Consider the following 12,165-nt stretch of genomic DNA (forward strand, 5'->3'; position numbering starts at 1 on the left):
GGCCGCCGTCGCGGCGGCTGCCGTCACAGCGTCTTCGCCGGCCGCTCCCCGGCGCCCTCGGCGCCCTCGGCCGCGAGCGGCTCCGACTCGGCGGGCGCCGACTCGACGGGCCCCTCGGGCGCCGGCTCCGGCGAGCCGTCCGCACGTCCGACGATCAGGTCGTCGCCGAAGCGGTCCACGCGCACGGTGTCGCCGTCCGTGACCTCGCCCGACAGGATCTCCTTCGCGAGCCGGTCGCCGATCGCCGTCTGCACCAGGCGGCGCAGCGGGCGCGCCCCGTACGCCGGGTCGTTGCCCTCGTCCGCCAGCCACTCCAGCGCCGCCGGCGTGACGTCCAGCGTCAGCCTGCGCTCGGCGAGCCGCTTGGCGAGCCGGTCCACCTGGAGCCGGGCGATGCGCGCCAGCTCGTCCCGCGACAGCGCGGAGAAGACCACCATGTCGTCGAGCCGGTTGAGGAACTCCGGCTTGAAGGACGAGCGCACCACGGAGAGCACCTGCTCCCGCTTCTGCTCCTCGGAGGTGCCCGTCTCCACCAGGTACTGGCTGCCGAGGTTCGACGTCAGCACCAGGATGGTGTTGCGGAAGTCGACCGTCCGCCCCTGGCCGTCGGTGAGCCGCCCGTCGTCCAGCACCTGCAGCAGCACGTCGAAGACCTCGGGGTGCGCCTTCTCCACCTCGTCGAGCAGCACCACCGAGTACGGGCGGCGCCGCACGGCCTCGGTGAGCTGGCCGCCCTCCTCGTAGCCGACGTAGCCGGGAGGCGCGCCGACGAGCCGCGCGACGGAGTGCTTCTCGCCGTACTCGCTCATGTCGACGCGGATCATGGCCCGCTCGTCGTCGAACAGGAAGTCCGCGAGGGCCCGGGCCAGTTCCGTCTTGCCGACACCCGTCGGGCCGAGGAAGAGGAACGATCCGGTCGGCCGGTCCGGGTCCGAGATGCCGGCGCGGGTGCGCCGCACCGCGTCGGAGACCGCCCGTACGGCCTCGGCCTGCCCGATGAGCCGCTTGCCGAGTTCGTCCTCCATGCGCAGCAGCTTCTGCGTCTCGCCCTCCAGCAGGCGGCCCGCGGGGATGCCGGTCCACGAGGCCACCACGTCGGCGATGTCGTCGGGTCCGACCTCGTCCTTGACCATCGTGTTCTTGTCGGCCTCCTGCTCCTCCTCCTCGACGGAGGCCTCCTGGAGCTCACGCTCGACCGACGGGATCTCCCCGTAGAGCAGCTTGGAGGCGGTGTCGAAGTCGCCGTCGCGCTGGGCGCGCTCGGCCTGGCCGTGCAGCTCGTCGATGCGCTCCTTGAGCTCACCGACCCTGTTGAGGCCCTTCTTCTCCTTCTCCCACCGCGCGGTCAGCCCGCGCAGCTCCTCCTTGCGGTTCTCCAGGTCGCGGCGGAGCTTCTCCAGGCGCTGGACGGAGCCGGGGTCCGACTCGTTCTTCAGCGCCAGCTCCTCCATGCTGAGCCGGTCCACCACGCGCTGGAGCTCGTCGATCTCGACGGGCGAGGAGTCGATCTCCATGCGCAGCCGCGACGCGGCCTCGTCGACGAGGTCGATCGCCTTGTCCGGCAGGAAGCGCGACGTGATGTAGCGGTCGGAGAGGGTGGCGGCGGCCACCAGCGCGGCGTCCGCGATCTGCACCTTGTGGTGCGCCTCGTAGCGGCCCTTGAGCCCGCGCAGGATCGCGATGCTGTCCTCGACGGTCGGCTCCGCGACCAGCACCTGCTGGAAGCGGCGCTCCAGCGCGGCGTCCTTCTCGATGTGCTCGCGGTACTCGTCGAGCGTGGTCGCGCCGACCATGCGCAGCTCACCGCGGGCCAGCATCGGCTTGAGCATGTTGCCCGCGTCCATGGCGGAGTCGCCGCCGGCGCCGGCGCCCACGACCGTGTGCAGCTCGTCGATGAAGGTGATGATCTGCCCGTCGCTGTCCTTGATCTCGGACAGGACGGTCTTCAGGCGCTCCTCGAACTCGCCGCGGTACTTCGCGCCGGCGACCATCGCGCCGAGGTCCAGCGAGATCAGCCGCTTGTTCTTCAGGGACTCGGGCACGTCGCCCTTGTCGATGCGCTGCGCGAGCCCCTCGACGACGGCCGTCTTGCCGACGCCGGGCTCGCCGATGAGCACCGGGTTGTTCTTCGTACGGCGGGAGAGCACCTGCACGACGCGCCGGATCTCGTGGTCCCGGCCGATGACCGGGTCGAGCCTGCCCTCGCGCGCGGCGGCCGTGAAGTCCGTGCCGAACTTCTCCAGCGCCTTGTAGTTGCCCTCCGGATCGGGCGTCGTCACCCGTCGTCCTCCCCTGGACTTCTCGAATGCGTCCGCAAGCTTCTTGGCGGTGGCCCCCTGCTCCGCCAGCACCTCGCCCGCCGCGCCGCCCTTGGCGGCGATGCCGATGAGCAGGTGCTCCGTCGACACGTAGTCGTCACCGAGGTCGCGGGCGCGCTGGGTGGCGTCGGCGATGACGGCCAGCAGGTCGCGGTTGGCCTGCGGCGGGGCGACGGTGGACCCGGCGACGCTGGGCAGCCCGGCGAGCAGCCGCTCCGCCCCGGACCGGATCGCTGCCAGGTCGGCCTCGACCGCCGACAGCAGGTCGGTGACGTTCTCGTTGTCCTGGCCCGCGAGCAGTGCGAGCAGAAGATGGGCGGGGGTCAGGTCCGGGTGTCCCTCGGCCACGGCGTTGTTGCTCGCGGCACTGATCGCTTCCCGGCTCCTGTTGGTCAGCTCGGCGTCCACGTGCGCTCTCTCCTCCTGTTCCCTCAATCCTGACTATGAGAACCTGCGAAAAGTTGAGTCTATTCCACTCAACCCCAAAACGGGACCCGGCCACGACCCCGATCCCGCACGGGTTCGCGCCCCCGTTCCGGACCGACCGCCCTCCGGGCGGACGGCACCGTTCGTCGGACACGGCCTAGGCTCGGACCCATGAACCACGACCTGCGCGACCCGGATCCGGAGTTCCTGGCCTTCTGGCGCGAGTACCACATCTGCACGCTCGCCACGCAGCGTCCGGACGGATCCCCGCACCTGGTGCCGGTCGGCGTCACGTACGACCCGGAGGCCGGGGTCGCCCGCGTGATCACGAGCAAGAACACCAGGAAGGTGGCGAACATCCTGGCCGCAGACGCCGACGCAGACGCCGACGCCGACGGGGGCCGGCGGGGCGCGCGGGTCGCGGTCTGCCAGGTGGTGAAGGGGCGCTGGTCGACGCTGGAGGGCCGGGCCCGGGTCCGTACGGAGCCCGAGGCGGTCGCCGACGCCGTGTCCCGCTACGCGGAGCGCTACGGCCGTACGCCGTCCCCGAACCCGGACCGCGTCGTCATCGAGATCGCGCTCGACCGGGCCATGGGCCGCGGCTGAGGCAGCCGGCGGGGACCCGGCCGGGGCGGGGGCGCCTGAGCGGCTGGGGGCGGGGAGGGGAGCGACCGGAGGCCGGAGCGGCGCCGGATCAGGTCCGGAGGGCGGGAGGCCCGGGGGCGGGCCGGGTCCACTCGCACGGCCTCGGGCCGTTTTCGGGCAGCACAACGGCGCCATCGCGTTTCAGGTCCACGATGGCGCCGTTGTGTGGGGGAAGCGCCTGAGCGACTTGTTACGACGGGGGAATCGCTCAGGCACTGCGGGGGGTGGCTGTATGGGGTTGTGGTTCTACGAGCTCATGATCTCGCCGATCAAGATTAACAAAAATCATGTCATACCTGATGCAGCATCGGACCATTTGCGGCGCACCGCCGGGGCGGCGCAGGCAACGGTACGCACGGACGTCGTCGTCCTCGTCGCGCACGACCAGCACGGGCTCTCCGAACAGTGTGACCCTCAGCGAGTCCCCGCGCCGCGGAATCGCGGTAACGAGGTCGATGAAGTGCCACCCGGATCGGAAGGCCGCGGCCATCTCGCGCCGAAGACTCCTGTCGTCCGCGGGCGTTGTCATGCGAGCGTGGTTCCCGCGGGCGCCTCGGATCCGTTGGAGCCTGCAGGCGTGCTGCCCCAGCCGCTGTCACCCACGAGGTAACGGCCGGCGTCGGAGCTGAAGGGCGTCGCGCCCCAACCACTGTCACCCGCGAGGTAGCGGCTGGCGTCGGCGCTGAACGGTGTCGCGCCCCAACCACTGTCCGCGCGAACGGCCGTCGATGTCCCACCCTGTGCGTTGGCGGTGACACCGACTCCGCATGCGACGGCCGCGGAGAACGCGGCAGCCACAGCGAAACGGAGCGTTCTCTTGCGCATAGTCGGCTTCGTCCCCATCCGATGAGTTCCTCTTCCCCCGGCTGAAAGAACGATGACTCATCCAGGCACGTCAATGCCACAGGGACGATGCATCATGTTCTTGCACGTACAGGACCCTGGGGGGTGGGCAAATGTCGCAAAGCGACACACGACAGACACATCACCATGCACTTAGTGAGCTATGTGAGGAAGGAGCGCAGCTCTACGCCACCGCGCTCACCGCCGGGCGCATCCTGCGGACCGAGGCCGAGGCCGCTCCGTGCCTGCTCGAATTCGCCCTGCTCCACCCGGACCCGGACGACCCGAACTGGCTGAGACCGGTCCCTCCCTCGGTGGCCCTCACCCAGCGGCTGCACCCCATCGAGCGCGAGATCCAGGAGCGCAGGAGGCTGACGGTCGACCTGGCCGAGTCCTTCGAGCCGTTCCTCGCCATCAGCGCCCGCAGCCCCGCCCCCACCCACGCCATCACCGTGCTTGAGGGCATCGACCGGATCAACGCCGCGCTCAACCTGGCGACCTCCGAGTGCAAGACGGAGATGCTCACCGTCCAACCCGGCGGCGGCCGGCGCGAGAACATCCTCAACCAGGCGCTGGAGCGCGACCAGCCGCTGATAGACCGCGGCGTCAGCATGCGCACGCTGTACCAGCACACGGTCCGCCACAGCCAGGGCACGCTGGCCTACGTGAGCCGCCTGGCCAGCGGCAGGGTCGAGATACGCACCCTGGAGGAGCTCATAGGGCGCATGATCGTCTGCGATCACACCGTCGCCTTCATACCGGCCGGCGACGATCCCCAGATGGCCCTGGAGCTGCGACATCCGGGCCTCGTGGCGTACCTCATCAAGGTCTTCGAGCAACTCTGGCGCCTCGCCACCCCCCTGGCCGAGCAGGTGACGTACGAACCGACCTCGGAAGGCATCACCGGTGTGCAGCGCTCCATCGCGAAACTGCTGGTGGAAGGGCTCGTCGACGAGGCGATCGCCCGGCGCCTGGGCATGAACGTGCGCACCTGCCGTGCGCACATAGCGAAGCTCGCCGCGTCCTTGGGCAGCGGCAGCCGAGCCCAACTCGGCTTTCTCATAGCGCAGTCGGGAATCCTTGACCAGGGCAATTGACGGACGGTGCTCTCCAACGGTGCGCGAGTGGGCCGACACTCATCGTGAGATACGCTGCCCGATCGTTGATCCGCGGACAAGCCGACGAGGTCTGCGTAGTTCGGAATTTCTGATTCTTGAAGGTGGGGATGACGGAGGAAGCCGCACACGAAAACGGGGCCCTGCTTCCGGTCGAGGCCAGGAAGCTGTACGCGAGGGTGGCGGCCGGCGAGACCGTCGAGCGCGGCACCCCGGGCGTCTCCGTCCTCGAAGAGCGCGGGCTCGCGGTCTGGGACCCGGTCAGCGGCCACCTCACGGTCGTCGGCATCGACGACGCCGAGCGGCGCCTGCGCCAGTCCGTGGCCGACGCGCTGACGCACTCGGTCGAGCTGTTCTCCGACCTCGCCTCCGTCCTGAGCGACCTGCGCTACGGCCAGGGCTCGCGGCAGGCCTCCGCCTCCTTCTCCCCGGCCGTCTTCCTGGAGGGCACGGACGCGGTCAACCGGGTGATCAGCGCGGCGTCCGACACCGTGCGCGAGGACGTCGTCTCCGCGCGGCCGGGCCGCCGCTCCCCCCGCACCCTCTCGCTCACGCAGGACAGGGACGCGCAGATGCTGCGGCGCGGCGTCAGCGTGCGGACCCTGTACCGCGCCAGCAGCCGCGGCAATCCGGCCGTGCAGGACCGGGTACGGGTCATGAGCCCGCTCGGCGGCCGCTTCCGCAGCCTCGCCGGCCCGTTCCTCGCGATGATCGTCTTCGACCGGAGACAGGCGTTCCTGGCCGACTCGCTCGAAGGCCGCCCGGCGAAGGCCGGCGCGTGGCACGTCCGCGACCCCGCCGTGTGCGCCTTCCTCGCCGACGTCTTCGAGGACCAGTGGAAGCGGGCGGACGACTGGTTCGGCGCCGCCTCCGGCGAGGACGCGGTGAGCACCCCGCTCCAGCGCGCCATCCTGCGCGAACTGTGCGCGGGCAGCGACCAGCAGCAGATAGCCAAGGCACTCGGCTACAGCGCCCGCACCATCAACGCGCACCTCACCGACCTGCGCTCCCGCCTCGGCCTGCGCACCGTCTACCAGCTGGTGCACTGGTGGGCCACGAGCCCGGAGCGCGAGCTGAGCTGAGCCGGACTGAGCCGAGCCGGGCTGAGCCGCGCTGAGCTGAGCCGAGCCCGACCGAGCCCCGGGCCGGACCGAGCCGAGCCCGACTGAGCCGGGCCGTACGGCACCGCGCCCGGCCGGGCCCCCCGGCTGGACTCCGAACCGACCGGGCAGGCCGCATCGGGCCGGACCGGGCCGGCCTGGCACTTCACCGCACCGCACCGCGCGAGAACCAGGCGGCGCGCCCACGCGAAGAGGCGGGACTCCCGCTCGGGGGGTCCCGCCTCTCGTCGGCGCCGCTCGGCGCGTCGCGCGTACGGCCGGCCGGACCTGCTGCCGGGCCGCGTGCGTCACGCCCGCCGGGGTGTCACTCCGGCCGCTTCGGCCGCCACACGACCAGCGCGCTCGCCTGCCGCACCTCGTCGTAGGGCACCAGGTCGCGCCGGTAGGACGCGTGCACCTGGGCCTCGCGCTGCTGCATCGCGACGGCCGCGCTGTCGACCGCGGCCGACAGCTCCGCCACCCGCGACTGCAGCGCGACGACCTGGTTCTCCAGTTCGATGATCCGCTTGATGCCGGCGAGGTTGATGCCCTCGTCCTGCGACAGCTGCTGCACCTGGCGGAGCAGTTCGATGTCGCGCGCCGAGTACCGTCTGCCCCGGCCGGCCGTGCGATCGGGCGAGACGAGGCCCAGGCGGTCGTACTGCCTGAGCGTCTGGGGGTGCAGCCCGGACAGTTGGGCCGCCACGGAGATGACGTAGACGGGCGTCTCCTCCGTCAGCTCGTACGCCCTGCCGAAGCCGGCAGAAGCGCGGCGCCGGGCGCCGCCGCCGTCCCTGTCCATGACCTCATGCTCCCTTCGCTGCCTGGAACAACTCCGCCCTCGGGTCCTCGCCCGCGGTGGCCTTGCGGTACGCCTCGAGCGCGTCGCGGGCCTCCGTCGCCAGGTCCTTCGGCACGGCCACCTCGACCGTGACGAGCAGGTCCCCGCGGGTGCCGTCCTTGCGCACGGCGCCCTTTCCGCGCGCACGCATCGTGCGCCCGTTGGGCGTTCCCGGGGGCAGTTTCAGCGTCACCGGGGGTCCGCCCAGGGTCGGGACCTTCACCTCGCCGCCGAGCGTGGCCTCCGGGTACGTGACGGGCACGGTCACCGTGAGGTTGTCGCCCTTGCGGCCGAACACCGGGTGCGTGCCGACGTGGACGACGACGTACAGGTCGCCGGCCGGGCCGCCGCGCTCGCCCGGGGTGCCCTTGCCGCGCAACCGGATGCGCTGCCCGTCGGAGACGCCCGCCGGGATGCGCACCTGGATGGAGCGCGACGACTTGGCGCGCCCGCTGCCCTTGCAGACTTCGCAGGGGTTCTCGGCGATCAGCCCGCGGCCCTTGCAGTCCACGCACGGGTCGGTGAGGGAGAAGCCGCCGCCGGTGCCGCGCGAGACCTGGCCGGTGCCGACGCAGGTCGGGCACACGCGGGGCGTGCCGTTCTTGTCGCCGGTGCCGGAGCACGCCTTGCAGGGCGCCTGGCTGGACATCCGCAGCGGGACGGTCGCGCCGTCCACCGCCTCGGTGAAGCTGAGCGTGACCTCGGACTCGATGTCCTGGCCGCGGCGCGGCTGCGTACGGGTGCCGCCGCCGCCCCGGTTGAACAGGCCGCCGAACACGTCCCCGAGTCCGCCGCCGAAGCCGCCCTGCGTGCCGCCACCGCCGCCGCCCTGGGGTCCGCCTCCGAAGAGGTCGCCCAGGTCGAAGTTGAACGTGCCGCCGCCACCGCCGGGGCCCGGGCGGAATCCGCCGTTGCCGAACAGGCTGCGCGCCTCGTCGTACTCCTTGCGGCGCTTGGCGTCGCCCAGGATGTCGTTGGCCTCGGAGATCTCCTTGAAGCGCTCCTCGGCCTTCGCGTCACCCTTGTTGGCGTCCGGGTGGAACTCGCGGGCGAGCTTCCGGTACGCCTTCTTGATCTCGGCCTCTGTGGCGTCCTTGGGGACGCCGAGGACCTTGTAGTAGTCCTTCTCGACGAAGTCCTTGGTGCTCACTCCCGACGTCCCTCCTCCCGATACGGGTCCCGGCCGGAGCCGCCCGGTGCCGCCGCCGTGACGGCGGCGGCACGGGCGGCGACGGCCGGCAGGTCAGCCCTCGTCCGGGCCACCGCTCTCCTTCGTGGGCTTCCCGTCCTCCGCGGAGGCCTCGGAACCCTCGCCCTGCTTGTCCTCGTCGGACGCCTTGGGCTGCGCCCCCGGCTGGGGCTCGGCCACGGCGACCCGGGCGGGCCTGATGGTCCGCTCGCCGAACCGATACCCCGGCTGGAGGATCGCGACGCAGGTCGTCTCGGTGACGTCCGGCGCGTACGAGTGCATGAGGGCCTCGTGGATCGTCGGGTCGAAGGGCTCGCCCTCCTCGCCGAACTGCTGGAGCCCGAGCTTCGCCGCCACCGATTCGAGCGACTCGCCCACGGACTTGAACCCGCCGACGAGCTCGTCGTGCTCCCTGGCCCGGCCGATGTCGTCCAGGACGGGCAGCAGCTCGGTCAGCAGGTTCGCCACGGCGATCTCGCGCACGGTCACCCGGTCGCGTTCCACCCGACGGCGGTAGTTCTGGTACTCCGCCTGGAGGCGCTGGAGGTCCGCGGTGCGCTCGCCGAGGGCGGTGCGTACCTGGTCCAGCTGCGCCGTCAGTGCGGCCTTCTCGTTGACGTCCCCGGCCTGGGCGGCCTGGTCGGGCTCCGCTGCGGGGCCCGACCCTGCGCCCTTCGGCGCCTCGTCGGGGTCGGCGCCGGAGGGGACGTCGGGCTTCTCCTCGAAGCCCGGGGTCTCCTCCGTCACGCGGCACCGCCCTTGCTGTCGCGCTCGTCGTCGACGATCTCGGCGTCGACGACGTCGTCCTGGCCGTCGGCCTGCTGCTCGGCACCGGGGGCACCGGCCGCGCCCGCCGCACCGGCGGAACCGTCGGCCTGGGCGTTGGCGTACATGGCCTGGCCCAGCTTCTGCGAGACGGCGGCGACCTTCTCGGTGGCGGTGCGGATCTCGGCCGTGTCCTCGCCCTTGAGCTTCTCCTTCAGCTCGCCGACGGCGGTCTCGACCTCGGTCTTCACGTCACCGGGGACCTTGTCCTCGTTGTCCTTGAGGAACTTCTCGGTCTGGTAGACGAGCTGCTCGCCCTGGTTGCGGGTCTCGGCGGCCTCGCGGCGCTTGTGGTCCTCGTCCGCGTACTGCTCGGCCTCCTGGCGCATCCGGTCGACCTCGTCCTTGGCGAGCGAGGAGCCGCCGGTGACGGTCATCTTCTGCTCCTTGCCCGTGCCGAGGTCCTTCGCGGTCACGTGCATGATGCCGTTGGCGTCGATGTCGAAGGACACCTCGACCTGCGGCACGCCGCGGGGGGCCGGCGGAAGGCCGCTGAGCTCGAACATCCCGAGCTTCTTGTTGTACGCCGCGATCTCGCGCTCGCCCTGGTAGACCTGGATCTGCACCGACGGCTGGTTGTCCTCGGCCGTCGTGAAGATCTCGGAGCGCTTCGTCGGGATCGTGGTGTTGCGCTCGATCAGCTTCGTCATGATGCCGCCCTTGGTCTCGATGCCGAGGGACAGCGGGGTCACGTCGAGGAGCAGGACGTCCTTGACCTCACCCTTGAGGACACCGGCCTGCAGGGCGGCGCCGATGGCGACGACCTCGTCCGGGTTGACGCCCTTGTTGGCGTCCTTGCCGCCGGTCAGCTCCTTGACGAGCTCCGCGACGGCGGGCATGCGGGTCGAACCGCCGACGAGGACGACGTGGTCGATCTCGCTCAGCTGGATCCCGGCGTCCTTGATGACGTTGTGGAACGGGGTCTTGCAGCGGTCCAGCAGGTCGGAGGTCAGCTGCTGGAACTGGGCGCGCGTGAGCTTCTCGTCCAGGTGCAGCGGGCCCTCGGCGGACGCCGTGATGTAGGGCAGGTTGATCGAGGTCTCCGAGGAGGAGGACAGCTCGATCTTCGCCTTCTCGGCGGCCTCGCGCAGACGCTGGAGGGCCATCTTGTCCTTGCCCAGGTCCACGCCGTGCGCGTTGGCGAACTGCTTGACCAGGTAGTCGACGACGCGCTGGTCCCAGTCGTCGCCACCGAGGTGGTTGTCGCCGTTGGTGGCCTTCACCTCGACGACGCCGTCGCCGATCTCCAGCAGCGAGACGTCGAACGTGCCGCCACCGAGGTCGAAGACGAGGATGACCTGGTCGTCCTTGTCGAGGCCGTACGCCAGGGCGGCCGCGGTGGGCTCGTTGACGATGCGCAGGACGTTGAGGCCCGCGATCTCACCGGCCTCCTTCGTGGCCTGCCGCTCGGAGTCGTTGAAGTACGCCGGGACGGTGATCACCGCGTCGGTGACCTTCTCGCCCAGGTACGCCTCGGCGTCCCGCTTCAGCTTCTGCAGCACGAAGGCCGAGATCTGCTGCGGGTTGAAGTCCTTGTTGTCGAGGTTGATCTTCCAGTCGGTGCCCATGTGGCGCTTGACCGACCGGATGGTCCTGTCGACGTTCGTGACTGCCTGGCGCTTCGCGACCTCGCCGACGAGCACTTCACCGTTCTTGGCGAAGGCAACGACGGACGGCGTGGTCCTGGCGCCCTCGGCGTTGGTGATGACGGTGGGCTCGCCGCCTTCGAGAACGCTGACGACGGAGTTAGTCGTGCCCAGGTCGATGCCGACCGCACGTGCCATTTCGATTCCTCCAGCTGACTTGAGTGCAACAGGCTCAAGGATGCAACACGGATCGCAAGGTGTCAAAGGACCTGAGTCGATTGGACTCAACTTAAGTGCGGATGCCCGTGACGCACGGCTTCGACCTGCACCTTTGGCGGCCCTCCGCGCCGAACGGCGTACCCGACACGCGCTCCGGCCGCATCCGCGGTCGGTGACCCGACCGTGCCATCGTTCTACAAAAACGACGAAAGACCCAATGCGCGCATTACGCACAATTCACATGTGAACGGACTGGTGCCCATGCGGCTGACCCCGCGCCCCGGCCCCGCGGCCGCGACCCCGGCCGCGCCCCCGCAGCCGCCCCCCGTTGCGAGCACCGCGCGGCCCGCCCGTGTTCCCGGCACGCACGGGATCCCCGGTGCTCCCGGCGCTCCCAGTGCTCCCGGCGCTCCTGGCCCCCGCGGTGCTCGCGGTACTCCCGGTGCTCCCGGTGCTCCCGGTGCTCCCGGTGCGACCAGGGCGGCCGCCGTCCTCGTACCCGATGAACGCCCGCCCGCACCCAAACGTGCCCTGGATCTCGTCCTCGCCGTGCCGCTGCTCCTGCTCGCCGCGCCCCTGCTCACCGCCGCGGCGCTGGCCCTGGCCGTCTGCGGGCCGGCCGCCGCCGCACCCCCCGGCGGGCGGGTCCTCGCCCGCTTCGACGCGGCCGGCCTGCACGGGCGGCCGTTCACCCTGCGTTCGCTGCGCACCCGGTGGCTGCGGCTGGACCTGCTGTCCCGGCTGCCCCAGGTCGTCCTCGGCCGGATGGCACTCGTCGGCCCCGCCCCGCTGCCCGCTGGACACCCCCGCACGAGGAACGCCTGGCGGGCGTCCGTACGGCCCGGGCTGACCGGCCCCGCACAGGTGCGGCGCGCCTCCCCGCTGCCCTGGTACGAGCCGGAGCTGCTGGACCAGGAGTACGTGGAGCGCCACTCCCTGGCCGGGGACCTGGCGCTGCTGGCCCGGACCCTGCCCGCGCTCGCCCGGCCCCGGCGCGCCTCCTGGGCCCGTGCGGCGGCCGGCGTCAGGTCCGGCGTGCCGGCGGGTGTCCGCGCGCG

The 12,165-nt window shown here is 71.3% G+C and carries 9 protein-coding genes and 1 pseudogene; 4 read left to right on the forward strand and 6 right to left on the reverse strand.

The genetic code is table 11. The annotated features are described in order from the left end of the window. Positions 1-134 precede the first annotated feature (134 nt). A pseudogene (gene clpB, locus L1885_RS14330) lies at positions 135-2,726 on the reverse strand (ATP-dependent chaperone ClpB); the annotation flags it as partial. 189 nt (positions 2,727-2,915) lie between these two features. Between clpB and L1885_RS14335 the strand changes: the two are divergent. Further along, positions 2,916-3,350 carry a pyridoxamine 5'-phosphate oxidase family protein gene (locus L1885_RS14335; protein ID WP_235797479.1) on the forward strand — a complete coding sequence of 145 codons (435 nt, stop codon included), beginning with the start codon at positions 2,916-2,918 and terminating at the stop codon, positions 3,348-3,350. 247 nt (positions 3,351-3,597) lie between these two features. On the opposite strand, the gene L1885_RS14340 is transcribed toward L1885_RS14335, so the two are convergent. After that, positions 3,598-3,918 (reverse strand): Rieske (2Fe-2S) protein, encoded by a 321-nt coding sequence (locus L1885_RS14340; protein ID WP_235797480.1) that lies wholly within the window; start codon positions 3,916-3,918, stop codon positions 3,598-3,600. 427 nt (positions 3,919-4,345) lie between these two features. Between L1885_RS14340 and L1885_RS14345 the strand changes: the two genes are divergently transcribed. Together L1885_RS14345 and L1885_RS14350 are read left to right on the forward strand one after the other, a co-directional pair. Then, complete coding sequence (locus L1885_RS14345; protein ID WP_235797481.1) at positions 4,346-5,329, forward strand: helix-turn-helix transcriptional regulator; 984 nt, start codon at positions 4,346-4,348, stop codon at positions 5,327-5,329. A gap of 128 nt (positions 5,330-5,457) precedes the next feature. Then, positions 5,458-6,429, forward strand: coding sequence for a helix-turn-helix transcriptional regulator (locus tag L1885_RS14350; protein ID WP_235797482.1), 972 nt, complete (start codon positions 5,458-5,460; stop codon positions 6,427-6,429). A gap of 343 nt (positions 6,430-6,772) precedes the next feature. Here the strand turns inward: L1885_RS14350 and L1885_RS14355 are convergent, their stop codons facing one another. From L1885_RS14355 to dnaK, 4 genes are all read right to left on the reverse strand, one after another. Further along, entirely contained in the window at positions 6,773-7,249 is a 477-nt protein-coding gene (locus L1885_RS14355; protein WP_235797483.1) for a heat shock protein transcriptional repressor HspR, read from the reverse strand. 4 nt (positions 7,250-7,253) lie between these two features. Then, on the reverse strand, positions 7,254-8,438 hold the full coding sequence (dnaJ, locus tag L1885_RS14360) for a molecular chaperone DnaJ (protein ID WP_235797484.1): 1,185 nt from the start codon (positions 8,436-8,438) through the stop codon (positions 7,254-7,256). A gap of 93 nt (positions 8,439-8,531) precedes the next feature. Beyond that, a complete protein-coding gene (gene grpE, locus L1885_RS14365) occupies positions 8,532-9,224 on the reverse strand; it encodes a nucleotide exchange factor GrpE (protein WP_235797485.1) in 693 nt (230 codons plus the stop codon). After that, positions 9,221-11,086, reverse strand: coding sequence for a molecular chaperone DnaK (gene dnaK, locus L1885_RS14370; protein ID WP_235797486.1), 1,866 nt, complete (start codon positions 11,084-11,086; stop codon positions 9,221-9,223). Before dnaK ends, grpE begins: the two co-directional genes overlap by 4 nt. Positions 11,087-11,656: 570 nt before the next feature. Between dnaK and L1885_RS14375 the strand changes: the two genes are divergently transcribed. Continuing rightward, the coding region (locus tag L1885_RS14375) for a sugar transferase (RefSeq protein WP_235797487.1) at positions 11,657-12,165 on the forward strand (509 nt) is incomplete at its 3' end.

It is taken from the genome of Streptomyces fuscigenes (assembly GCF_021556455.1).
Lineage (GTDB): Bacteria > Actinomycetota > Actinomycetes > Streptomycetales > Streptomycetaceae > Streptomyces > Streptomyces fuscigenes.